General features: G+C 67.6%; 23 protein-coding genes. 4 read left to right on the forward strand and 19 right to left on the reverse strand.

Annotation, left to right across the window (positions count from 1 at the left end; translation table 11 throughout):
• The first annotated feature begins 124 nt into the window (after positions 1–124).
• A complete protein-coding gene (locus ASF75_RS05370; protein ID WP_056069421.1) occupies positions 125–589 on the forward strand; it encodes a VanZ family protein in 465 nt (154 codons plus the stop codon).
• Between the two features lie 69 nt (positions 590–658).
• Here ASF75_RS05370 and ASF75_RS05375 read toward each other — a convergent pair whose 3' ends face one another.
• The 18 genes from ASF75_RS05375 to ASF75_RS05460 form a co-directional block, all read right to left on the reverse strand.
• A complete protein-coding gene (locus ASF75_RS05375; RefSeq protein WP_017886290.1) occupies positions 659–1,222 on the reverse strand; it encodes a hypothetical protein in 564 nt (187 codons plus the stop codon).
• Between the two features lie 379 nt (positions 1,223–1,601).
• Positions 1,602–3,422, reverse strand: coding sequence for a DUF4012 domain-containing protein (locus tag ASF75_RS05380; protein ID WP_017886291.1), 1,821 nt, complete (start codon positions 3,420–3,422; stop codon positions 1,602–1,604).
• A gap of 35 nt (positions 3,423–3,457) precedes the next feature.
• The gene (locus tag ASF75_RS05385) at positions 3,458–4,429 is read right to left on the reverse strand and encodes a GDP-L-fucose synthase family protein (RefSeq protein ID WP_017886292.1); all 972 of its coding nucleotides are present in this window, start codon (positions 4,427–4,429) and stop codon (positions 3,458–3,460) included.
• A complete protein-coding gene (gene gmd / locus ASF75_RS05390) occupies positions 4,429–5,457 on the reverse strand; it encodes a GDP-mannose 4,6-dehydratase (RefSeq protein WP_017886293.1) in 1,029 nt (342 codons plus the stop codon). Before gmd ends, ASF75_RS05385 begins: the two co-directional genes overlap by 1 nt.
• A 40-nt stretch (positions 5,458–5,497) precedes the next feature.
• A complete protein-coding gene (locus ASF75_RS05395; protein WP_017886294.1) occupies positions 5,498–6,403 on the reverse strand; it encodes a beta-1,6-N-acetylglucosaminyltransferase in 906 nt (301 codons plus the stop codon).
• Between the two features lie 124 nt (positions 6,404–6,527).
• A complete protein-coding gene (locus ASF75_RS05400) occupies positions 6,528–7,979 on the reverse strand; it encodes an oligosaccharide flippase family protein (protein WP_152427177.1) in 1,452 nt (483 codons plus the stop codon).
• Positions 7,976–8,803 carry a hypothetical protein gene (locus ASF75_RS05405; protein WP_017886296.1) on the reverse strand — a complete coding sequence of 276 codons (828 nt, stop codon included), beginning with the start codon at positions 8,801–8,803 and terminating at the stop codon, positions 7,976–7,978. The genes ASF75_RS05400 and ASF75_RS05405 overlap by 4 nt, the downstream gene beginning before the upstream one ends.
• Before the next feature lie 143 nt (positions 8,804–8,946).
• Positions 8,947–10,035, reverse strand: coding sequence for a hypothetical protein (locus ASF75_RS05410; protein ID WP_152427178.1), 1,089 nt, complete (start codon positions 10,033–10,035; stop codon positions 8,947–8,949).
• Entirely contained in the window at positions 10,028–10,597 is a 570-nt protein-coding gene (locus tag ASF75_RS18290; RefSeq protein WP_269429903.1) for an acyltransferase, read from the reverse strand. The genes ASF75_RS05410 and ASF75_RS18290 overlap by 8 nt, the downstream gene beginning before the upstream one ends.
• A complete protein-coding gene (locus ASF75_RS05420) occupies positions 10,594–11,673 on the reverse strand; it encodes a glycosyltransferase (protein WP_017886299.1) in 1,080 nt (359 codons plus the stop codon). The genes ASF75_RS18290 and ASF75_RS05420 overlap by 4 nt, the downstream gene beginning before the upstream one ends.
• Positions 11,670–12,971, reverse strand: coding sequence for a hypothetical protein (locus ASF75_RS05425; RefSeq protein ID WP_042539119.1), 1,302 nt, complete (start codon positions 12,969–12,971; stop codon positions 11,670–11,672). The genes ASF75_RS05420 and ASF75_RS05425 overlap by 4 nt, the downstream gene beginning before the upstream one ends.
• Positions 12,968–13,834: a glycosyltransferase family 2 protein gene (locus tag ASF75_RS05430; protein ID WP_017886301.1), complete on the reverse strand. Its 867-nt coding sequence runs from the start codon at positions 13,832–13,834 to the stop codon at positions 12,968–12,970. The genes ASF75_RS05425 and ASF75_RS05430 overlap by 4 nt, the downstream gene beginning before the upstream one ends.
• Complete coding sequence (locus tag ASF75_RS05435; RefSeq protein ID WP_235517537.1) at positions 13,827–14,939, reverse strand: glycosyltransferase family 4 protein; 1,113 nt, start codon at positions 14,937–14,939, stop codon at positions 13,827–13,829. The genes ASF75_RS05430 and ASF75_RS05435 overlap by 8 nt, the downstream gene beginning before the upstream one ends.
• On the reverse strand, positions 14,932–16,026 hold the full coding sequence (locus ASF75_RS05440; RefSeq protein ID WP_017886303.1) for a glycosyltransferase family 4 protein: 1,095 nt from the start codon (positions 16,024–16,026) through the stop codon (positions 14,932–14,934). The genes ASF75_RS05435 and ASF75_RS05440 overlap by 8 nt, the downstream gene beginning before the upstream one ends.
• A complete protein-coding gene (locus ASF75_RS05445; RefSeq protein ID WP_017886304.1) occupies positions 16,019–16,825 on the reverse strand; it encodes a WecB/TagA/CpsF family glycosyltransferase in 807 nt (268 codons plus the stop codon). The genes ASF75_RS05440 and ASF75_RS05445 overlap by 8 nt, the downstream gene beginning before the upstream one ends.
• Complete coding sequence (locus ASF75_RS05450) at positions 16,826–18,292, reverse strand: sugar transferase (RefSeq protein ID WP_231564076.1); 1,467 nt, start codon at positions 18,290–18,292, stop codon at positions 16,826–16,828.
• Between the two features lie 13 nt (positions 18,293–18,305).
• Entirely contained in the window at positions 18,306–19,253 is a 948-nt protein-coding gene (locus tag ASF75_RS05455; RefSeq protein WP_017886306.1) for a hypothetical protein, read from the reverse strand.
• Between the two features lie 15 nt (positions 19,254–19,268).
• Complete coding sequence (locus tag ASF75_RS05460; protein ID WP_235517540.1) at positions 19,269–20,741, reverse strand: polysaccharide biosynthesis tyrosine autokinase; 1,473 nt, start codon at positions 20,739–20,741, stop codon at positions 19,269–19,271.
• A gap of 131 nt (positions 20,742–20,872) precedes the next feature.
• Between ASF75_RS05460 and ASF75_RS05465 the strand changes: the two genes are divergently transcribed.
• Positions 20,873–21,595 (forward strand): CPBP family intramembrane glutamic endopeptidase, encoded by a 723-nt coding sequence (locus tag ASF75_RS05465; RefSeq protein ID WP_017886308.1) that lies wholly within the window; start codon positions 20,873–20,875, stop codon positions 21,593–21,595.
• Positions 21,596–21,669: 74 nt separating this feature from the next.
• Positions 21,670–22,953 (forward strand): PP2C family protein-serine/threonine phosphatase, encoded by a 1,284-nt coding sequence (locus ASF75_RS05470; protein WP_056069426.1) that lies wholly within the window; start codon positions 21,670–21,672, stop codon positions 22,951–22,953.
• 179 nt (positions 22,954–23,132) lie between these two features.
• On the opposite strand, the gene ASF75_RS05475 is transcribed toward ASF75_RS05470, so the two are convergent.
• Positions 23,133–23,666: a hypothetical protein gene (locus tag ASF75_RS05475; RefSeq protein WP_156463793.1), complete on the reverse strand. Its 534-nt coding sequence runs from the start codon at positions 23,664–23,666 to the stop codon at positions 23,133–23,135.
• Positions 23,667–23,783: 117 nt separating this feature from the next.
• Between ASF75_RS05475 and ASF75_RS05480 the strand changes: the two genes are divergently transcribed.
• Positions 23,784–24,314: a hypothetical protein gene (locus ASF75_RS05480; protein WP_056069431.1), complete on the forward strand. Its 531-nt coding sequence runs from the start codon at positions 23,784–23,786 to the stop codon at positions 24,312–24,314.
• Positions 24,315–24,333 lie beyond the last annotated feature (19 nt).

Genomic DNA, 24,333 nt, shown 5'->3' on the forward strand with positions numbered 1-24,333 from the left:
GCAGGTGCGTCGCACTTCCGGGGTACAGGGCCAGGATCGGGGTACTCGTTTTCCGGATCGACGCGATCGGGGGACGAAACGGTGCGATCACCGGTCTGGAGGCGCGACTCGCTAGCGTCGGCATGTGACCTCCGACAAGCCCCGCGTCGACGACCGCGCACCCGCCACCTGGCGCAGCCGTCGGTTCGCGACGGGGCTGGCCGTCGCCTACGGCGTCGCCCTGGCACTCGTCGGCTTCTGGGGCTCCCCCGTCGACGCTTCGGGCGGCCCGTGGCTCACCCGTGCGCTCGCGGCCGCACACCGTCACGGGCTGCCGGACCGCATCGACTACGCAGCGGTCGAGTCGTTCGCGAACGTCGTGTACTTCGTGCCGCTCGGCCTGCTCGTGGTGCTGCTCGCCGGTGCACGGTGGTGGTGGGCCGCCATCGCCACGGGGCTCGTCGTCAGCGCGTGCATCGAGACCTGCCAGGCGCTGTTCCTGCCGGCCCGCACCGCGACCATCGACGACGTCGTCGCGAACGGCGTGGGGGCGCTCCTGGGGGCCGTGGCGGGCGTGCTGCTCCTCAGCCGTGCGGCCCGGCGTCGCTGACGACGATCCCCGCGCACGAAGAAGCCCCCGGAGCAGGTGCTCCGGGGGCTTCGTTCAGTGTGTCGAGACTCAGACGGACTCGCGCTGGCGGCGGACCGAGCCGCGGACCAGCAGGAGGCCACCACCGAGGACGACTGCGCCACCGGCGACCCAGAGGGCCAGGGCGGAGACGGTCGAACCCGTGAAGGCCAGCGTGCCGTCGGTGCCGTTGCCAGCGCCGGCGCCGGCTGCGGGAACCGCAGCAGCGTCAGCCGGGGCGACGGTGAAGGCCGCGAAGCCGACGACGCCCGAGGTGGCGCCGGTGGCGGTCAGGTTGTAGGTGCCCGAGGCGCCCTGGGGGAACGTGACCTTGACGTCGAGCGAACCATCCGAGGCGGCCGTGTAGGTCTTCGAGACGGTCGTGGTCGGCAGCGCGCCGAGCGTGACCGCACCGGCACCGGTGACCTGGACGTTGACGGTCTCGTTGTCCTGGAAGGCACCCGGCGTGAAGTTCACGGCCGCGGTGCCACCGGCGACGGCGCTGCCGGAGACGGAGACGTCGGAGTCAGGCGTGTAACCGGCGGCGTTGGCGACGGCCGGAGTGGCGAGCAGTGCGGCGCCAGCCAGCACCACCGCTGCGATGAGCTTCTTCATGAATGGTTCCCCTAAAGATCTGAATATCCAGACCCTGACACCCAGAGCCCGCTGTTCGCCGGTGGTTGACCCCAGCCAAAGAAATGGCGGTTGTGATGGCGATGTTGACTCAATCTAGCGGAGTTTCCCAGCTTGGTGCCAGATCACGTGGATTTTGGTCACTGGTCGACGTGTGTTCACCCTCGACATCGGCGGGACGAGCAGCGGCGCGGTCGCTCGATTCCGGCATCAACCGACCGAAAGCCCTGATGAGACGGCCTGAGCGACGCCACACACGTGCGCTGTGCGTGAGATCAAGAGTCTTTGCGCTCGAACAGGATCGTCCGGCGCCCCTCGGAGTGGGGGCAACGTGCCGGTTCGTTTTGCGGAGGTTCTGCCGTCACCGAGTGGCGAGTGGCTGCTGACAGTCGAACGTCAGGGGCTTCGTTTTCGTCTGCTGGACGCCTGGAGTGGAACTCGCCTGCACGGCTGCCTTCGCGTACTTCGCCTCGCCGAGGAAGGCCACCCGGAAGGTCAGGCTCTCGCCGGGGGCGAGCAGTGTCTGCAGTTGCGCGACCGGGTGCCCACCGTCGGTGGCCGTCTGCACCGCGGTCGTCTTGCCGTCCTTCGTCGCGCCCAGGAAGATCGCGTCCTCGGGCGCGTACGCGGCGAGCAGGGTCTTGATCTTGCCGGGGTCCACGCCGAAGTCGCCGCCACCGGTGACGTACCGCGGCAGGCTCGTCGCGGCATCGGCCGGCGCGGTGTTCTTGATCGTGATCTGCACGACGGACGTGGGGCGACCGTCCTTGCGGCACACCGAGCTGCCGACGGAGACGCTCTTGTCGAGGTAGTAGTCCATCTTCGCGCCGGTGCCGTCGTTCAGGTAGACGGCGAACTGGCTCGAGTCGGCGGTCGCCGTCGGGAGCTCACCGGCGACCGGGGTCCCACTGATCCTGCGCTGCTCGGCGTTGTCGGCGCTCCAGAGCCGCAGACGGCCCTCGTCCGAGCTCTGGGTCAGCGCAGACACGAACGCCTTCGTGTCGAACCCGCCCGACGAGATCTTCTCGAACACCGCGCCGGCGGCCGACGCGAAGAACGCGTCCTGCACCACCGGATCGGGGTACTTCGCGTAGACGTCGCTCAGCAGGAGCTTCACCGCGTTGTCGGACGTCAGGGTGTCACCGGTCGGCAGCTGCACCGGACCGGTCGCCTTGAGGATGTAGCTCAGCGTCACCGGGTCCATGGCGATGACCCCGTCGACCTGCTGCCCGAACTTCTGCTTCCACATCTCCCGCGCGAGCTTCGCCGAGACGTCGAACCGCGGCGTGAGGGTGACGTCCTGCATGTACTCGCCGGTGATGTTGCCGTAGAGCCCACGCGTGTCGGCGGTCAAGGGCAGGACTGGCTGGTCGTACGGCCCGAAGTCTCCGCTCGAGGCCTGCGCCGACAGATGCAGTGATCCGTCCTTCGCCTCGAGTTCCGCCACTGCGCCGGGGATCCCGCCTCCGGCTCGGAGTTCGGCGTTGTTCTGGAACAGCAGCAGGTAGTTCCGGTCCCCGTCGTGACCGAGCATGGCTGGCGCGAGCTGCACGATGCGGTTCGCTGCGACCGCCTGCTCGGAGGCAGTCGACAGCGCGTTCCGGAGCTGTCCCACGGCGGTGGTGACCGGCGACAGGGTTCCGCTGGTGTCGATCCGTGCCGCGTCGGTGCGCGCCTGCTCGAGCGTCTTGGTGGCCTTCGCGACCGCCGGCTGCGCATCCTCGATCGGCTGCAGGTCGATCCGGCCGTTCTTCGGCGCGAACGAGTCCGACCCGAGCTTCCCGACGACTCCGGCCACCGGGCTGACAGCATCGCGGGCCACATCATCGACGACGACCGACACGTCCCGCACGGCCCGCAGGTTGGTTCCGAAGAACGGCACAGCCTGCGCCGCACCCCAGACCGGGTCACCGGTCAGCGACCGAGCCGACGCGGCTTCGTCCTCCAGGTGGCGTGCGGTCTTCTGGGCAGCGCCGGTGTCGCCGCTCGTCAGCTGGGTCCGCAGCGTGTCGACGTCCCCGACGGCACGCTCCAGGTGCCCCTTCGCGAGCAGGCCACGCACACCGACCCACGCGACGGCGAGGATCAGCAGCAGGACAAGGGCGAGGACGACCCACAGGACGATCCGGGCCCTGGACCCCCGGCGTGCTGCAGTGCGTCGCGACTCGGGCTGGTCGGACATGAAGCGATCCTACGGTTCCGTGGGTCCAGCACCCATCACTTACGGACGGAATCCGCGTGTTCGCGGTACCAGTCGATGGTGCTGCGGAGCCCGTCTTCGAGCCCGATCTGCGCCGTCCACCCGGCTTCCGCCAGCTTCGACACGTCGAGCAGCTTCTGCGGCGTCCCGTCCGGCTTGCTGGTGTCCCAGACCGTCTCACCCTCGAAACCGACGATCTTGCCGATCGTCTCGGCGATCTCCTTGATGGTGACGTCCGAACCGGTCCCGACGTTGACCTGGTCAGGACCGTCGTAGTGCTCCATCAGGTGGAACACGGCAGCCGCCATGTCGTCGACGTGCAGGAACTCGCGGCGGGGCGACCCGGTCCCCCAGTTCTCCACCGTCGACGCACCGCTGCGGGCTGCCTCGTCGTACCGGCGGATGAGCGCCGGCAGCACGTGGGAGCCGGTCGGCGAGAAGTTGTCGCCCGGGCCGTAGAGGTTGGTCGGCATCGCCGAGATCCACCGACGACCGAACTGTCGGCGGACGGCCTGAACCTGCAGGATGCCGGCGATCTTGGCGATGGCGTACGCGTCGTTGGTGGGCTCCAGGTGGCCGGTGAGCAGCGCGTCCTCGTGGATCGGCTGCTCGGCCATCTTCGGGTAGATGCAGGAGGAGCCGAGGAACACGAGGCGCTCGACACCGTGCTCCACCGCGGCGTCCATCACGTTGACCTGGATCTGCAGGTTCTCGCTCAGGAAGTCGTGCGGGTAGGTGTTGTTCGCCATGATCCCGCCGACCTTCGCGGCGGCGAGCACGACGTGCTTCGGCTGCTGCTCCGCGAAGAACGCGAAGACGGCGCTGCGGTCCTTCAGGTCGAGCTCGGACGAGGTCCGCCCGACCAGGTCGGTGAATCCCTCCGACTCGAGCTTGCGGAGGACCGCCGAGCCGACCAGGCCGCGGTGCCCGGCGACGTACACGCGATCGGACCGGTCGATTGGACCGGGGGTGAAGTCGGTCGTGGACATCAGGAACCCCAGCTCTCGAGTCGGACTTTGTCGATCCACGGACGGCCTTCGTGCTCGAGCGCCGAGATGTCGGCGTCGACCATGATCCGTGCGAGTTCGGCGGTGTCGACCGTGGCCTCCCAGCCGAGCTTCTCCTTGGCCTTCGAGGCGTCACCGACGAGGGCGTCCACCTCGCTCGGCCGCAGGTAGCGCTCGTCGAACCGGACGTGGTCTTCCCAGTTGAGCCCGGCGTGGGAGAACGCCGTCGTCAGGAAGTCCTTGACGGTGAAGTCACCGCCGGTCGCCAGGACGAAGTCGTCCGGCTCGTCGACCTGCAGCATCCGCCACATGCCCTCGACGTACTCGGCGGCGTACCCCCAGTCGCGGACGGAGTCGAGGTTGCCGAGGTACACGTGGTCCTCGAGGCCGGCCTTGATCCGAGCGACGGCGCGGGTGATCTTGCGGGTGACGAACGTCTCACCGCGACGCGGCGACTCGTGGTTGAACAGGATGCCGTTCACCGCGAACATGCCGTAGGCCTCGCGGTAGTTCCGGGTCACCCAGTAGCTGTAGACCTTCGCTGCGCCGTACGGGGATCGCGGCCAGAACGGCGTCTCCTCGTTCTGCGGCGGCGGGGTGGCACCGAACATCTCGGACGAGGACGCCTGGTAGAAGCGCGTGTGGATGCCGGAGACGCGGACCGCCTCGAGCATGCGCATCGTGCCGACACCGGTGACGTCGCCGGTGTGCTCCGGCTCGTCGAACGACACCCGCACGTGCGACTGCGCGGCGAGGTTGTAGACCTCGTCGGGCTTCAGTTCGCTGAGCAGGCTGACGAGCCGCGCACCGTCACCGAGGTCCCCGTAGTGCAGGAACAACTTGGCATCGGGGTTGTGCGGGTCCACGTACAGGTGGTCGATCCGCGATGTGTTGAACGTGGACGCACGACGGATGAGTCCGTGCACCTCGTACCCCTTGCGGAGCAGCAGCTCGGCCAGGTAGGAGCCGTCCTGTCCGGTGATGCCTGTGATCAAGGCCTTCTTACGCAACTTGGTCCTCTACTTCACGTCGTTGATTCGAACGTGCGGCTCAGAGCCGCTCCGCCTTGATTTTGTCTCGCAAAGCCGTACTGGGGCCCGACACGATCTTGCGGATGAAGAACGCGTCGTTGGAGGCCACCAGTGGCCAATCCTCCGCAGTGAACACCCGGATGAGAGTCGGATCAATCAGATGCAGGTTGGCGTACCGCCAGTTCCCTGGCCCGACGTAGTCCTCGAAGCCACCCGCTGGGGTCGACGACGCGAACCGCGTTTGCATGATCAACGATTGGTAGAACTTCTCCTCCGGACAGAAGATCGACGCGAAGTAACGCTCGACCTCCGGCGTCACCAGCGCCTCCATCTCGCGAAGGCAGGTGGCGGTCAACGCGAAGTGTGTCCCACCGTGGCCCACTCGAAGTCCGTCAGGCACGCGCGGAGCCCGCCGCATGCTCAAGGGGCCGTCGATGATCCGTATGAGTCCGTTCCGGATCTTCCGGAGGACCCTGTTGTTCGTCCGCGTCGACAGAAGACGTAGGTCGCGGTGATGACGGCGGTCGATCTGGCTACGGTACTTCTGCTCGCTCTTCGATATCTCGAAAGCACGGAGGTACTGCCGCCCCGGGTGGTCCACTAGCTGCGCGATCAGCTCGCCCATTGCGCGAAGGGGATAGTCGGACCCGGAGAGCAGGATCAGGTAGTCATCGTCGTCTGCGAATTCGAGACCTCGCTCCACGAGTTTCCGGATGGCCCGCACTTGCGAGTAGCCGCCCCAGTTGACCTGGACCCTGTCCTCGATCATCCGGACGTTGGACCTGCCCGCAACAGCTCGCCTGAACGCCGACAGTTCGACCTTTGCATCGACATGCACGATCACTTCGTGCGGTGACAAGGCGTCGACGAGCTCCCGGAGGTGTTCCGCGTCTTGGAAGGTGTAGACGAGGAATATGGGCTTCACTGTCGACCCTTCATGGTGGAGGGAAACCCGGTCCACGCCGCGGCGCGACCCGTCTCCTGAGTGGCCGAATCTACCGTACGAGGGTAAGGCTCGGTCACCCGTCGAACCGGGCTTCGGTGGCCCACTAGGCGGCCTTGCCGCGACGCCCCAAGATCCCCCGGCGCCGAAGGATCTCAAGTGGTGGGAAAGCTCGACGCGCAACGAGGACCCACCCTGCAAGGAGGACGAGCCCGACACTCCCACCGGCGACGTTTGCGAGTGAGACTGATGAGTCGCGGAAGAGCGCGAGGAGCGCGAAGTAGAGCACGAGCGCGAATGCGGCGGGCTGGGCATATCCGAGCACGAGTCGCCGGAGACGGATCGCTCGGACTCGACGGGCCGCGAAGATGTGGACCACGTGCCTCCCGACCGTCGCTGCGATGAGCGCCACAAGGGCGAAGACGTACTGCTGGTGGACTGCGACCATCGCCACCCCGACGGCACTGAGAACGAATGCGATGGCCTCGGACATCCAGATGGCCCGGAACAGCGCCGCTGATTCGAGCGCACCGGCCAGGAGCACCATCAAGGGCTGGACAGCTCCGAGAACGGCGAGCAGAGGAAGGATCTGAGCTGCGAGTCCCCACCCCGGCCCCAACGCCACGTGAACGAGTTCTGGTCCCACTCCAGCGATGACTGCACCCAACGGCAACGTGAACCAGGCAACGAGGCTCAGCATGTCGAGCCATGCGGCTCTCGCGGCCGACGAGCCGATTTGGTAACGACGGAATTCCGGGTAGATCACCTGCATCAACGCGTTCTGGAGTTGCGAGAACGGGATCGTCGAGAGGACATCAGCGCGGTTCCACGCCCCGAGCACACTGGCTCCGACGAACTGACTGACACTCCACCGAGGGGCGTTGCCGGAGATGTACTGGAAGACCGAGACCGCGACCAGCTTGGTGCTGAAGCTGACGTTGTCGGACCGGAGGGCGAGTCGGCCTGGCACGAGATCACCGCGGAGCCGGGTGCCCGCCCAGAGCAAGGTCCCCCACTGTCCGATGATTGCCGACACGGCGAGTGATTCCGGGCTTCGGAAGAGGAGCACCGCTCCGGCACCCGCGGCCATTCCGACGACGTTGGAACAGAAGGTGGCGATCGCCATCTCACGAAAAGCGCCCTGGCGGCGCAGGAGGCCCGTGCTCAAGCTGAGGAACGGCATCACCAGCGCGCTCAAGGCGAGGAGACGAACTGCGCCGGCGGCCTCTGGAGCGCCCCAGAATGCGCTCCAGAGATCGGCTGTGACCAAGGTGAAGAGTGCCGCCGCCACTCCGAGGAGCAGCGCGTAGGTCGCGAGGGGCCGTGTCGACGAACGTTCCGCATCAGGTGCACGAGCGGCCGTCTGCGACAGTCCACCGGAACCCAGGAGGTTGACGAGTGCCGCGATGGAAAGCGCAACGCTGTACGCACCGAAGACGCCGGGAGCAGCGAGCCTCGACGTGAGGGCCGCGTAGCCGAGTTGCACGACGACGGTGAGGAGTTGCAGCCCGTAGACCCATGATGCCCCCGCCATGAGGCGTCGCCCGTTCGACGTCACGAAGAGGCACCCGCGACCAGACGGCCGAGACGAGCGGTATCGAGGCCCTTGTCCTCCTGGTAGGCAAGCCAGCGGCCGGAGTCGGGCACATGGTGCCACCAGGGGGTCCGAGCGATGACGGGAGCCCGCGACACGAGCGCGGCGAGGAAACCGAAGGAACTCGGTGCCGCTACGACCACCCGAGCTGCCGCAATCTCAATGAAGTCCTGATCGCGCTCACCTCCGTCGCTGATCGACACTCCGACTTGCTCCAGGTCGCGCAGGTCTGCAGCGTCGCCCGATGTGAAGAGCCTGATCGGCATGCTGCTGAGAGCTGGCACGCCCCTGATCTCGTTGATCAGGCGGTCGTAGTAGTCGAGACCGATCCAGCGGTCGGGATGTGACTGAGGGCCGATGTCGCCGCGCCGAGCGTGGACAGCGATGTAGTCCGCACTCGACTCGAGGCTCTGGAGATGGTCGCCGAGGTAACCCCCGAGGACTGCGCGTCGGAGCGGTTCTGCAGCCGGCGTTTGGTCCCAGCGCCGCTGATCCAACGCCAGGCGCCCGATCCACGGACGGCTCGAACGAGGTGCTGCACGACTCGTCGATCCTTGGAGAGCGTGAAGCGACCAATCGTCGGTCTCGAACCCAGTAGCGGCGAGGCGATGCTCGAGCACGTTCTCGGACGGTGCGGCAGCAGTCAGCTGCGCCAGGTCGAAGAGCCCTTTCGTGTCCTTCGTCACTTCCCCTCCGAGGTACGGCACCCCGAGATCGGCGGACCAGAGGTAACCCGCGATCCACGTCGACAGCTGATGGCCGAGATCGGGGTACGGATCGATGCGCACACGGAGTCCCAGCAAGTTTCGCGGAGGTGTCCAGTCCCCGGGCGCAGTTCGGCCAACGCTCCTCCTGCGAAGCTCGTTGGCGTTCCTGCCCCGCTCGATCCGAAGCGAAGCACGCAGGGGGAGCGTACTGATCGGTCCGATCCTCACGGCCGTCCTCCCTTCGTCCGGCCCCAAACCGCGTGGGCGTCCGCTTGGTCAATCCACCGGGTGCGCCAGTTCAGCATCTGAACCATGAGATCGTCCTGTCGAAAGGACTCGTCAGCGAAGCGACGGCCTGCGGCGATCGCGTCGAGGCGGTCGGTCGTGGTCGTCTCGGCCAGCACCTGCTCGATGGAACCGATGAGGGCCTCCGGCGTCCGTCCACGCAACAGGAATCGGCTGCTGCTCGCGGGGAATATCTCGTCGTACCCGGGGTGTTCGGTCGTCGCATGGATCGACCCTGCAGCCAGCGAGATGGGCAGCCTGTTCGAGAAGTAGGACGCTTCGCCCGCGAAGTGATCCCAGTTGGCGCTGACCCAGCCTGAGGTGATGGCCTCGTCCTGCGCTTCGAAGGGCACGGGCCCCTTGGCTGTCGTTCCGTCCCAGCCTCTCCCGAAGACAGCGAGCCGGTCTCCGAAATGCTGCTGCATCAACTCGACGAATCGAATGCGTTCCCGCCAGTCCGGCAGACCCCGGAGCCGAGGACGATTCCGGTTGGCGACGATGACGACGTCGTACGGGCGGTCCTTCCGGATCGGTCGGTCGAAGTTGGCGCTCCTCGTCGGTTCGTAGGCCGAAGGGATCCAGCGGACGTCTGCGCTCCCCGCCCTGCGGAAGTTCTCGCTGAACCCGCTGCTCCCCACCGTGAAGACGACGTCCGCGGCCCTGCCTGCCGCCTTCGCTTCGGGAGGGATCGGATGAAGGTACCTCGAGTAAGGGTCGGCCTCGTGGTAGATGAAATCACCGGGACAGGCTGCGCGCAGGGCCGCGAAGTGCTGCCGACGCAGTCCGGTGTGTCCGAGGTGTTGCATGAGCAGGATGTCCGGGCGGAAATCCGACACCCGTCGCACGAGCTCCGCACGGTGACGCTCGGCGTCTCCACCGTTCCGGATCGCGTCCAGGACGCTGAAGGTTGCGAGTGAAGCGACGCGACCAGCCCTGACCAGCGCTTCCAGCGGATCACGAAAGCCGAGTTGCCGGAAACCGCCAAACTCGTTCGGCACGTAGAAGATCCGTGGCGATGATTCAGGCATCGGGTGCACCTGCCGCCTTGTCAACGGCGAGCCGGACACCCTGTCTTCGCAAGACGTCCCAGTGCGCGCTCAGTTCTCCTTCGCGGAATCGAGGCCTGAGGACCTTTGCCGGGTTGCCGGCGACGACCGTGTTCGCCTCGACGTCCTGCGTGACGACTGAGCCAGCCGCGATGACGGAGCTGTCCCCGACCGTGACGCCGGACAAGATGATCGCTCCGAACCCGATCCAGACGTCACTTCCGATCGTCGTGACGGCGCTGAGGGTCGGAGTGTCACCAACCCAAGGACTCGCTGTGATGGGGACCCCTACGACCGTCATGTCGTGATCACGTCGACCGATGATGGCCGCCCGATTGGCGATGAGGACCGCGTCGCCGATGCTGCCGTCGACTTCGATACGGACGTCAGACCCGAGATGGACATCCGAGCCGATGGTCAGCGACGTCGGCGCCCAGAGACGGACGCGTGCGCCGAAGCGCAGGCCGCGCTCGCAGGACACGGTCGTCGGCAGCGCACGGAACCACCGCCGCCGCCGGATGCCTGTCAGCACTCCTCGGATCACGGGGCAGCCCTTCTTCGTCGTCTGGTGGTGCTGGTGGTGGTGGTGGCTCGGTACACCGCTGTGTACTCGGCGACTCCCCTGGCGGCATGGAAGTCGATCGTCGGACCGCTACTCGCCACGGCTCCCGCTCGGAGACGTTCGCTCCACTTCGCCGGTTCCCGTTCTGCGAGTGCGACGACACCACTCTGCCCCACGGCCCACCGGAGCCCCGGAACGTCCGAAACGATCGCGGGGAGGCCGACGACCAACGCTTCGGCAAGCGCAACGGGCATGCCCTCGTGACGGCTGGGCATCGCGAACACGCGCCCAGCGACGAGCGCTTCTCCCGGATCAGCTACCCCGCGAGCGACGAGGAGTCCTGCTCGCTCGAGACGTTCGAGGAGCTCTTCTTCAACGGGCCCGGCATCTTCTTCGGAACCGACGTGGGCAACGCGGAGGTTCCCGAGGAGCGCTGCCTCGAGTGCGATTTCGTGGTTCTTGATCCTCGAGCAGTTCCCCACGATGACGATCGGGGCTGAGGGCGCAACCGCCGACTCGGCGCGCTGACGCGCCAGATCGAAGAACCTGTCCTCCACCCAGTTGAAGATCACCTGGGGCCGACGGCCGAAGCGCATCTCATTCCCCGCCACGTCAGGGCTCGGAGCGATCAGAGCACTGATCAATCGGTCAGCGACGACCGCCTGCAAGGCACGACGCACAAACCATCGACCGCGCGCGTCGAACACGTTGTGGATGGTCCTCACGATGGGGAGTCTCCGATTCACCCTCCGGAAGGCGAGAACTGTCTGCAAGTACCGGCCCTCGGTGTGGATGTGCACGACATCCGGCTCGATGTCAGTGAGGAGGTGCCGCAGCACCTCGCGCCCAGCGGTGGTGTGCAACGCGCGGTCGGTGGTGGTCACCGAGTAGCCAGCGTCCCGGATCGCGCTTTCGAACGGGTGTTGCCGGCCCACGCCGAGGACATGACCGTCAACACCCGCCGTTTCGAACTCCTGTGCTCCGGATACGAGCATTCGCTCCATGCCACTCGGTTTGAGATCCCCGAGGACGTGCAGGACCCGAATCCTGGGCTTCACCCGTGCACCTCAAGCCGCCGCGAGCCGCGGGACGCGGGTACTTCCGGGGAGATCGCCTCGGGGAAGTCACGGTCGAGGAACGCCAGGGCGAGGGGCAGACAAGTCCACCACTGCCATGAGTACGTCCAACCGTAGACGAGGAAGCACACGAGCACAGCTGTCAAGAACACGTCGCGGTTGGCCCTGAACCCTGCGAAGAACCGAGGCAGGAAGATGACCAACATCGCACCGAGCCCGATCAGCCCCTCCCGCAGGTACACGGTGACGTACCAATTGTGCGGGGCGAAGACCACCCATCGACCAACGCCCTCGAATCTGCCGAAACCGTGACCGAAGGGTGCTCCGAACAGGACAGTCAGCGCGCCCTCGCTCACCGACTGCACGATGAGCCCGATCCAGCTCGTGAGTCGCGCGGAGTACGTCCCGGTGTTCGATGCTGACCCGGCGAACTCCGCCGCGATGCTGCTCGACGACGACTGAGCAGCGGACACCAGGACGCCCCCGACGATGAGCACCCCGAAGAGCAGCACGAGCTTCTGGCGAAGCGCGCGAGGTCCGCGAAGCAGGAGAACGACCGCGACTGCGAGGGCCGTCACCCAAACAGTCCGCTGCTGGCTGACTATCACGAACACCATGAACAAGCCGAACAACCAAAACCAGCGTGCCTGAGCATTGCGTTGCCAGAGCCGGAGGGCAAGGACTGCGCAGAGCGTGAGGAGCAGGGCTTGGCCCGAGACCAGAGGCCGGCCAGTCTGGCTGAGTTCTCCACTGACGAGCACGAAGTCCGCGGTCCCGCCCAACCCGTACCGCGCGACGTGGTAAAGGCCGACGACGCACAGACCGACACCCTGCACGATGACGAAGAACTTCTCCGCGTAGACGACCTCGGATTGCGGCCAGGGACGCGTCACAGCCCAAAACAATATCCCGAGGACGTACAAGAACCCACGTGCTTCGTTCACGGCGACGCCGAGCCCGAAGGTCGCGATCCCGTGCACGAGCGAGATCGCGAGCAGTGCGACGAGCACCGCACCGGCGATGACCGCAACAGGTGGGAAGCGCCGGACAACGGCCCGAGCGTCCAGGAGTCCCGCGACGATCAGGCTCACTGCAAGCCCGTCGCCGAGGGTGATGGTCGTGCCACCGAACGTCCCGATCGTTCCGAAGTTCGGGTACTCCCAGGCCGTCACGGCGTACAGGGAGGCGGCCCAGTAGACGATGCGCGGCTGCATCCGCACCAGGCCGATCGCGAGGACCATCAAGATGATCGCCACCACGAGGAAGAGCAAGGTCGTCATCGGCTTGCCCCCTTGTCGCGAATCGTACGGCGGAGGGTCCGAAGCCACCAGAGCGCATAGGACGCTGTGTAGAAGAACCACCACGAGCGCCCACCGTGCCGGCGCAGGTAACGCCGCAGCGAGCGTGGATTGCCCGCGCCTTTCTGACTGGTGAACGAGCGCCAGGCGGTGATGATGGATCGATGCGAGACGGTCGGGTTCCGGCTGCAGGAACCGACCGTCCCCCCGACCACCCAGATCGGCACACCCCTCGAAGTCGCCCGCATCCCGTAGTCCACATCCGCGTACGCGTGGCTGAACCCTCCGTCGATCGGTCCGACCACCCGAGCGACATCGACCTGTAGGAGCACGACATTGCCGTTGAACGCGTCGACTCGCACCGCCTCCTCGACGCGTTCTGGCGGCTCGACGAGAGCGAACGAGAGCGGGTGGATTCCCGCCCGGCGGAGGCCTCCGTACGTCAGCTCGCCCGAAACTGGGTCGACGGTACTCCCGATCAGGATTCCCCCCGGCAGACGAGATCCCGCTTCGAAAAGGGCACGGAACCCGAAGCGCTCGAGCTGGACATCGTCGTTGAACCACAGCAACCAGTCGTCGTCCTGGACGTCGTTCCGTGCCAGCACCGCTGCCTCAGCAGTGGCCATGGACAACGCCCAGAAGGCCGAACCGTCACCTTGCAGCACCATCAGCAGGTCCACGGCAGCGTTGGCCTGTGCGATGGTGTCATCTGATGAGCCGTCGTCGAACAACGTGACGTCGTACTCGATGCCCGCACCGGAAGCTGCTTCGTGGAGCGAACGCAACGCGGTTCCGGTGGTCTCAGCGCGGTTGTGGCTGGCCACGATCACGTGCAACTTACTCATCGTCGTCCTTGACCGCTTCCTTAAGACCGCTGTGGAAATACTGCGCCATGTTCTCGATGGAGTACTTCTGAGACGCCCGGCGGCAGCTGTCTTGCATCGTCGCGAGCGTCTGCGGATCGCGAAGGAGCATCACGACCGACCGGGCGGCGGCCTCGATACCATCAGACACGACGCAGGTCCGGCCGGGCTCGAGGTAGCCGAACTCCGGTCCGTGCAGTGAAGAAGCGAGTGTGACGATCGGTCGGCCTGCTGCGAGGCTGTCGATGGCTGCCAAGCCGACTCGACCCGGAAGCAGGAGCAACTCGCTTTCGCGGAGCATGGCCGCTTTCGCCCGCCCGGAAACAGCGCCGCGGTAGTCGAGCCACGGAAGCCGGTCAGCGGCGGACTGGACCACACTTCGAAGCCGTCCGTCGCCCCCGACCGCCAGGCGGAAGGCGGGGTCCGCACGGTGCGCAGCCTCACCGATCGCTATCAGCTCGCTTATCTTCTTGCTGACGTCGAGGCCGCCGATGAAGCACACCTGGTGCTCAGACGTCGTCGTCATGACGGATCGGAGGTCCTCCTGCAACTGCCCCACGTCGATGCTGTTGTACAGGGTCGTGGTCCGCCTTGGATCTCGACCGATCCCGGCTGCCCACTCGGCACCTGATGGCGTGTACGCGAAGAACCAGGCGGCCTTCCGCGTTATCAGGCGGCTGTACAGGCGTTCGAGGCGGGACGGTACCTTCACGACGTCGGGACCGTGACCCCACAGCGCTGTCTTCCGCGCCATGCGGGGCCAGAGCAGCAGCAGCGGGACGTCGAGATTCCGTCGAGCTTGTTCCACAACGATGAGGTCTGCTCGCCAGACGTCGCGAGGCAAGGCTCGGAAAGTCAGTCGCTTTCCGAGCAAACGTACCTCTCGCTGCCGGATCTTGCGCAACCACGGGCGGTCCCGAACGGCATCTCGTCGTTGTGCGAGCGTGCCCGATGGTTCTCCCCCGAAGACGGTGAGCTCATCACCCTCCGCAGACAGCGCTTCCGCCAACTTGTCGAAGAGTGGCGCGCGGTACGCCGGAACGTACTCCTGAACGATTGCGAACCGTCGACCTGTCACCTCACACACCTGCCTTGAGGACCTTGGCCCAAGCGGCGCTGTAGCGAGTGAGTCCGAAGCCCTCACGCGAGGTTGCGAGCGCTCCGGCTGCAAGGCGTTCGCGATCACGCTCTGACGACAGGATCTCCCGACAACGATCGGACGCTGCCTCCCAGTCCCCCGAGGCGACGAGGAATCCGTTCTCGTTGTCTTCGATGACGTCACCGAGGCCGCCGACGTCGTAAGCCACGACAGGGACGCCCAACCGCATCGCTTCCAACACCGTCAAGGGTTGTGCCTCGTAGCGGTAGGTGCTGGGGAAGACGAGCACGGCTGCCGTCGAGAGCACATCGTCGCGCTCCTCATCGAACAGAGCACCCGTGAAGTTCACTCGATCGCGAACGTGCGGGGCAAGGAGCGCGCGGAGACCATCGAGGTACTCCTCCGACGACGCGCGCCCGATCACGACGGCGCGCGATCCCGGCGTGCTGGCGAGGCACCGGTTCGCGATGCGCATGAAGTCCTCAGCACCCTTGCCGGGGATGAGATTCGACAAAAAGACGATCGGCGATGCGTCGGAGCCAGATGCGGGCTTCCGCTCCTTTGCCGACACAGCGTTGGGGATCGTGATGAGCGAGTCGTTGAATCGCCGGACGTCTGCGACCATCGACTCTCCGAGAACGACCACGGAGGTAGCGCCACCGAGGAGAAGAGCGACCCCGCGGCGTTGCATTGCGCCTCGATCAGCAAGCTCGCGGTACCCCGATGTGTGCACGTAGGCGATGTAGGGACGCCGCAGCACTTGGAGTACTGCGCTCATGATCACGTCGACCCAGAACGACGGCGGCCGGTTCGTTGTGAAGAAGACCACCACCGCGCGTCTGTTGCGTCGGAGTGCGTTCCCGAGTCGGAGCAGGAGCGAGAAAGCGCTGAGGACCTTCTTGAGGCTGGTTCCGCCGATCTCGTCGACCGACTTGCTGAATCGTCGATCCACGAGGACCGCCCGCAGCCCGGAACGAGAAATCGCGTCCAGGAACGTCCTCGTCATGATCGTCGATCCGTGCACCGGCGGGGGAAGCTGGCTGATCACGACGACGTCCGCGCCTGCCTCAGCCATGTTGTCTCCGAAGCGCGAGGAGCAGGAACTTCACGTTGCCGAGCAAGTACCGTCGCCAGAGGCGTCGTGGCTCACGGGAGAGTCGGTACAACCATTCCAGGCCCGTCCGACGCCAAAGTTTCGGGGCTTCGACCACGTCTCCAGACACGAAATTGAAGGCAGCTCCCACCGCCAACACGACTGCGGGGTGCCGCTCAGCGAGTCGCTGGACCTCGTAGTCCTGTTTGGGCGTCCCGATACCCACCCACAGCATGTTCGCTCCCGAGTCCCGAATCAACGAGTCGATCAGTTCTCGATCGCTCGGTTCGAAGTCGGTGAAGGGCGGACTGAATGATCCCGCCACCACTGCATCGGGGTAGTCCCGCGCGATTGCCTGTTCGAGACGGGCAAGTGAGGCGTTGCTTCCGCCGAGGAGGAAATGACGGATGCCGTGGGACGGGTCCGACGAGAGCAGCTCGCGGAATGCGTCTGGACCCCGCAGGTGGGCCACCTGGCCACCCGCGCGACGGGCGATCCAAGCGAGAGGCGTCCCGTCGGCGATGTTCAGCCCGTCCGACTGGAACAAACGCAAGTAGCGCTCATCAGCGGTCAACGACACGGTGTAGGCGTTGACGAAGTGCACCGGCACCCCCACGTCGTCCAGGTGGTCGGCGATGAGCCTCAGTTCGTCGACGATCGTCGATCCGAGCACCGCGACCAGTGGCACGCCCGCGACGAGCACCGTGGGAAGGGCCAGCAGGTTGTCGCGGGGGTTGGCCTTGTTCTCACCGTCGGACTGGGCGTCGCTGTGATCAACCATCTAGTACGCACCCCGGCTGTTGGCGATTGCCTTAAAGGTCTTCCAGAGGATGAGGAGGTCTGCCACGATCGACCAGTTCTCCACGTAGTACAGATCGAGCCGCACCGAATCCTCCCACGACAGGTCGGACCGGCCGCTCACCTGCCACAGGCCGGTCATGCCGGGCTTGACGAGGAACCGACGGTGGACGTGTGTGTCGTAGCGGGCGACCTCGCGCGCCAGCGGCGGTCGGGGCCCGACCAGGGACATGCTGCCGGCCAGGACGTTGAACAGCTGCGGCACCTCGTCCAGGCTGTAGCGGCGCATGAACCCGCCGACACGGGTCACCCGGGGATCGTTCCGCATCTTGAACAGGACGTCGTTCCCCTCGGCCCGGTCGAGTGCGCTGAGCTCCTGCAGCCGTTCCTCGGCGTCGACGACCATCGACCGGAACTTGATCATCCGGAAGGCGCTGCCGTTCAGACCGACGCGCTCCTGGTGGAAGAAGACCGGACCGGTCGAGGTCGTCTTCACCAGCACGGCGAGCACGAGCAGCAGCGGCGACAGGACGACGACGAGCAGGCCTGCGCCGATCAGGTCGAAGGCACGCTTCGTGTAGAGCTTGCGCCCCGAGTACGTCGGCGTCTCGACGTGGATGAGCGGCAGCCCCTGCACCGGTCGGGTGTGGATGCGCGGGCCACCGATGTCGGTCAGGCTCGGCGCGACGACCAGGTGCTGCCGCCCCGGCTCGAGCGACCAGCTGAGCTCGCGGACGCGCTCCGGCGGCAGGTCGTCGGAGCTCGTGATCACGACGGTGTCGGCGCCGGTCTCACGCAGCGCGGAGCCGACGTCGTCGAAGCCGCCGTGGCTCTGGATGCTCGAACCCGCCAGCAGGCCGCGGTGGTTCGTCGACACGACGGCGCCGACCACGCGGTAGCCGGCTTCGGGGGAACGCGCGAGCTCGCGGCCGATGTGCAGCACGCTGGCAGGGGAGCCGACGAGCAGCACCGTCGCCGAGTAGGCACCGTGTTGGCGCTGGGCGACCAACCACTGCCGCCAGATCCACCGGGAGAGCAGCAGGACGAGGATTCCGATGGGGAACGCGATGAGCACGTACCCGCGAGCCAGGTCGACGTGCAGCAGGAACGCTGCGATCGCGAGCAGGCCGAACACCCGGACGCTGGAGTCCGCGACGAGCCGGTACTCGGTGCTCCCCACGCCGATGACGCGTGCGCCGCGGGTGTCGTACAGGGCGAGCGCGCTCATCCACACGACGATCACGACGATGGAGATCGAGAAGTAGCTCAGCCGCAGGTCGGCGGTGTTCGTCGCCAGGTTCGACTTCAGCCCGAGCCAGGCGATCTGCACACCGAACACGACCCAGATCAGGGCCAGCAGGTCGGTGAAGAGCACACGGCGTGAGTAGCTCCGGCTCCACTCGTCCGTCGCGCCGATCGGTCGCGGTGCGCGCAGTGCGTCCGCTGTCACGGTCGCCGTCCGGTCACCACGTCGCGCCACCGTCCGACGAGACCCGGACGGTCGTGCCGTCCCACAGCCACACGTCCTGCCCGGCGCGGTCGATGGTGACGGTGTTGTCGGTGTCGGCTCCGTCGGCGCAGCCGATCGGCGTGGTGGACGACGAGGGCGTCACGTCGGAAGCGGACATGGTCTCGATCTGCACGCCGTCGCACGACGCTGCGCCGACACGGGCGAGCGTGTACTCCCCGCCGTCGACGCCGACCGAGCGCACGCCGCCCAGCGGCACGTCGACCCACGCTGCCTCGCCGGTCCGCCACTCGAGCTGGCCGTCGCAGATGACGACCGAGGTCTTGTCGCCCTGGAACGCGTCGATGGGGTCGGCGCAGGGCGCCTGGACGGTCCCGCTCGCGAGCACGACGCCGTCGGTGCTGATGCCGGCGCCGGCGGCGCCGGGCGCACCGGCTGCCCACGTCACACCGGCGTCGGTGCTGGTCCGCGCGGTCGCGGTGCAGTCGTCGCCGACGCCCGCCAGGATCGAGAGCTCCGCACTGGAGGCCCGGATCGCCATGAGCGATCCGACATCCGTCCCGAGTCCCACCTTGACCCACGTCGCCCCGCCGTCCACGGAGTGTTCCAGCACCGGCCGCGGGCCGCCGCACGATCCGCCGGACGCGCGCCATGCCTCCTGGCCGTCGACGGCTGCCAACAGGCGCCGGCCCTGTTGCTTGGTCCCTGCGGCGTCCGCGTCAGCGGTCGCGCTGGCCCGCGGGGACTCGCTCGCGTGCGGCATCCGTGTGAAGGTCGGGATCGGACCGGCGGGTCCGTTCTGTTCGGGCGCGGTGCGGCCCAGGGCGAGCGAGACGAGCACGACGTCGATGATGATCAGCGCCACCACCACGACGGCCACCACGATCAGGGTGGTCTTCGGCAGCGCACGACCGAGGCCCCGGGTCCCCCGGCGATTCTTCATCGTCCGCCGCTCCGCTCAGCGTCCGGCGCGGCGGAGCACGCCGAGCTTCTTGCTGGCACGCTTCGGCGGGTGCGTCGACGTGGTCACGGTGTTGTCGTCCTCGTCGTGGCCGTAGCTGTACCCGTAGCCGTACCGGCCGTGGCCGTAGGCGCCCGGGCCCTTCAGCGGCATCTTCGTCAGGACGAACCCGGAGATCGGTGCGCCGACGTTCGCGAGCGAAGCGACGGCAGCGGCGAGCTGGCCCTTCAGGGTCTGCCCGGAGGCGACGGCGATGATCGCACCGGACGCCTTCTTGGCCAGGATCGCGGCGTCGGTGACCGGCAGCAGCGGCGGGGCGTCGAACAGGACGTAGTCGAACTGCTGCTCGAGCAGGTCGATCAGGTCCTGCATCGCCCGCGAGCCGAGCAGCTCGGACGGGTTCGGCGGGATCTGGCCCGCGGGCAGGACGACGAGCTTGCCGCGGCCCCAGGGGTGGGCGACGTCCTCCAGGTCGGCGCGACCGATCAGCACGTCGGTCAGCCCGGCGTTGCTCTCGACGTCCATGTACTCGGCGACGCGGGGGCGGCGCAGGTCGGCGTCGATCAGGATGACGCGGAACCCGGCGCTGTCCAGGGCGATCGCCAGGTTCGCGACGGTGGTGCTCTTGCCCTCGGACTGCATCGACGACGTCATGACGAAGGTGCGGGCACCGGTGCCGATGTCCAGGAACTGCAGGTTCGTGCGGAGCGTGCGGAACGACTCGGCGCGGGGGCTGCGCGGATCGACCTGCACGATGAGCGGGCGTTCGGCCGCCTTGGCGTCGAAGGCGATCCCGCCGACGACCGGCTTGTCGCTGATCTTCTCGACGTCGAGTTCGGTGCGGATCCGGTTGTCCAGGGTCTCGCGCAGGACGGAGATGCCGATGCCCAGTGCGAGCCCGACGAGCAACCCGAGCGCGACGTTGACGGGCACGTTCGGGCTGACCGGCGTGCTCGGCACGTCGGCCTGCTTGACGCGGGTGAGCTTGACGGTGCTCTTGCCGCTCGCGTCGGTGGCCTCGATGTCCTGCACGACGTTGGTCAGGCTCTGCGAGGTCGCGTTCGCGATGTTCGCGGCCTGCACCGGGTCGGTGCCCTCGACCGAGATGGCGATGAGGGTCGTGCTCGTCGGCGCCGTCGCCGACACCATCGTCGCGAGCTGGTCGGCGTTCATGTCGAGCTTGAGCGACGAGATCACCGGCAGCAGCACGATCGGCGTCGACACCAGGTTGGAGTACGTCAGCACCCGCTGCTGGGTGAACGTGTTGCCCTGCGCCAGGTCACTGGCGCTGCCCGACGTCTCGGTGGAGACGAAGACCTGCGCCGATGCCGAGTAGACCGGCTTCTTCAGCAGGGAGAACCCTGCGGCTGCGGCCACTCCCACCAGGGCGAGTACGACGATCAGTACCCATCCCTTGCGGAGCACCGTGATGTAGTCGCGGAGTTCCACGCCTTTGCCTTCCCCGATCATGGCCGTCCCCGTGGTCCCGACACAGGCGCACCGGGGTACTCCCAGCACACGGCATACAAATAGTGCCACAGGAACGAGTCCTGCCCGGGGGAAGTCGCCATCCGGCGCGCGGTGTCCTCTACGGTGGCCCCATGCGTTCCGAGCCGGCCCAGACCGCGACCACGCCGAGCGTGCGGCGGCAGCGGGACCTCATCGTCATCCTCGTCGCGCTCGGCGTCGCCGTGATCCTGACCCGGATCGTCGGACAGGTCACCCGGACTGGGGGCATCCCGTCGCCGGTCCTGCAGGTGCTCGCCGCGGACGCCGCCGTGTGGGTGCCGCTCGTCATCGCCGCCGCCGTGGCGCTCCGTCGGACCCCGTTGCCGGCGATGCTGTCACGGCTGCGGCTCGACCTGGGGATCGTGGTCTTCGCGATCGGCATCGTGATCATCTGCCGCGTGGTGGACGTGTTCCTGTCCCTGTCGTTCACGGGGACGACCGGCCTGGTCCCCGCACCGACCCTCGGCACGCCGGACGTCGGGCTGCTGCTCGTGTCGGCGATCGGCATCGTCGTCGTCAGCCCGGTGCTCGAGGAAGTGGTGTTCCGCGGGCTGTTCCAGCGCCGACTGGCCGCCGAGCTCACGCCCCGCACCCGGTTCCTCGCGGTGCTGGTCACGGCGCTCCTGTTCGCGCTGCTCCACCTGCTGCTCGGAGCCGGCGGCACGACGCTCGGCGGGTTCCAGGTGTTCGTGACGACGTTCCTGCTCGGCGTCCTCACCGGCACGCTCGTGGCGATGACCGACCGCATCGGCGGTGCGATCCTGGCGCACGTGCTCTTCAACGCGGTCGCGGTCGTCGCGACCTGGCCGCGCTGATCGGCCACGCTGGCGTCCCCAGAAGGGGTCAGCACCGGTCGTCGGCCGTCGCGGAGCACTAACCTGCACTGAGCATGACTCGCCCAACCAGCATCGTCGACAACCCCCTCGTCCGTCAGGCTCCGATCAGCGGCCTGTTGGCGCTGTCTGCGCTGCTCAGCATCGTGATGCCGTCGTTGCCGATCACGGCCCACCACCTGTTCGCGGCGAGTCTGGTGTGCACGGTGGTCGCGACCCTGATGAGCGCCGTCCCCGCGCTCGTGCACGGCGCCGCCTGGCTGGTGCCGGTCCTGCTCACCGTCGACTTCGTGACGATCGCGCTGCTGCGCACCGGGACGGGTTCCGGCTCGTCGCTGTTCACGGCGATCGTGGTGCTCCCCGTGGTCTGGTGGGCGTCGCTCGAGGGCCGTCGCACCGTGCTCTTCGCGATCGCGGGCATCGTGCTCGTGATCCTCGCGCCCTACGTCCTGACCCCGTCCGACGCGCCCGGCCCGAGTGAACTCGTCCGTCTGGGCATCCTCGTCGTCGTGTTCGGCACCGTCGCCGTCGTCGTGCACGAGCTCTCCCGCCGGGCCCGACGCAGCCTGCGGTCCGCCGAAGCACGCGAGGGCAAGGTCCGTGCCGAGATCGACCGGGCAGCCGCGGTGCAGCGTTCCCTGCTCCCGACGACGACGGGCCGCATCACCGAGGACGTCGTCGTCGCCGGTGCCTGCCTGCCCGCCCGGAGCGTCGGCGGGGACTTCTTCGACTGGTACCCGACCAACAGCGGCGTGGCGGTGAGTCTCGGCGACGTCATGGGCAAGGGCGTCGGTGCCGGCCTGATCGCCGCAGCGGTCCGGTCGACGCTCCGGAGCGCCCGGACGGTCGACGACCCGGCCGAGGCGCTGAAGCGGGCGTCCGACGGCCTGAGCGCCGAGGGCATCGGGCCCGACCTGGCCTTCACCACGCTGTTCCACGCCCGGATCTCCGACGACGGCACCCTCCGGTGGTCCGACGCCGGGCACGGGCTGAGCTTCGTGCTGCGGGCCGACGGGCACGTCGACCGACTCCGGTCCGGCGACATGCCGCTCGGGCTCGGCATCCGCGAGGAGTGGGTGACGGCTGAGAGCACCCTGGAGCCGGGCGACCTGCTCGTCTCGTTCAGCGACGGCGTGCTCGACCTGTACGAGGGGCTCGAGGAGACCATCGAGGCGGTGGCCGAGATCGCGCGCGCCGGACGTGACCCGCACGCGGTCGTGCTCGCCCTGTCGGCCCGCGCCGACGAGGTGCCGCACGACGACGACGTGACGGTGATCGCGATCCGTCGGCAGCCGGTCCAGGTGGACTCGGCACGACCGCTCGCGCTGCACGCCGACTGACGGCGGGTCCCTGGAGGCGTGAGGCGGGCCGCGGGCCGCGGGCCGCGGGCCGCGGGACGGGGTGGTACGCGCCGCCGCTCGAACCCGAATCGTGCGGCGACGCGTGCAGACGGTGCGTCTGCCCTCGGACGCCCTAGCGTCCTCGGTCTGTGGGGTGACCCGTCGGGCCACCGGGCGGGTCAGTGGACCAGGTCGAGCTCCCACACGGGCGGCACGTACGCGCGGGACCAGCCCTCGCGCAGGCGCGTCACGGCGCGGTCGAAGGCTTCGAGCAGGTCCATCTCCGGCCGCACCATGGACTGCAGCTGCAGCCCCTCGTAGGTCGCGAGCAGCTGCTCCGAGCCGCGAGCCGGCTCCATCGTGCCCGGCTCGGGCGACGCCGCGATGTTCAGCGTCGCCGTCAGGAACCGCATGAGCGAAGGGTCCGCCACGATCGCGCGCAGGAACCGGACGGTGCCGTGCTGCTCGGCCAGGGGCATGAGCGGCACGGTGCGCTCCTCGTTCCACCGGTCGATCGTCGCGAGCAGCAGACCGTCCCAGCTCGGGAACGTGCGTGCCACGACATCGAGGTCCACCCCGGCTGCCGCTGCGACGACCTCGGGGGTCATCTCGTGCAGGGGGCGGGACCGCAGCGCCGTGATCATCCCGATGATGGCCTCGCCCCGCAGGGAGGGGTCGTCGGGGCTGGTCACCGGCGGCGGCTCGATGTGCATCCAGACACTGCACCAGCCCGTGGCCGCTGCGACCAGTCCCCCGAACGGGAACGTGCGTTCCCCGGACAGGGGCCGAACGCCCTGGTCTCGACGGGTCGCGTGGGTCATACTCGGCCCATGCAGTGGGGACGGATCGCACCGGTCGTGGCACTCGTCGTGGTGCTCGGCGGCACCCTGGCCGGCTGCGCCACCGAGACGAGCGGCGACGACGACGCCGGCCCCACGGGTCCGAGCACGCAGGCCGGGCCGCTGCAGTCCGGGTTCTGCGCCGACTACGTCCCGCTGAAGACCTCGGCCGAGCGCCGCGACGCCGCCGACCTGGTCGTCGACGCCGACGTCACCAAGACCGACCGGACCGTCGAGCTCCAGGGGATCTACGACGTGTACGAGGCGACGGTCACCGACGTCCCGAAGGGCGACGAGGACGCCTCGGGTCCGAAGCCGGGCGACACGATCCAGGTGATCAGCACCTCGGACGAGTGCGAGACGAGCGGCGAACCGGTCGAGTACCTCGAAGGGGACCCCCTCGCCGACGAGGGCACCTTCCGCCTGTACCTCTCCCCCGCCGACGACGGCGGGGACGCCGGGGACGACGCCGTCTGGCGACTCGTCGTCCCCGGCGCCGCCGAGCCGCAGCCCGCCGGCTGACACCGCATCCTGCAGCCTG

The sequence above is a fragment of the Curtobacterium sp. Leaf154 genome (assembly GCF_001424595.1).
Taxonomy (GTDB): Bacteria; Actinomycetota; Actinomycetes; order Actinomycetales; family Microbacteriaceae; genus Curtobacterium; species Curtobacterium poinsettiae.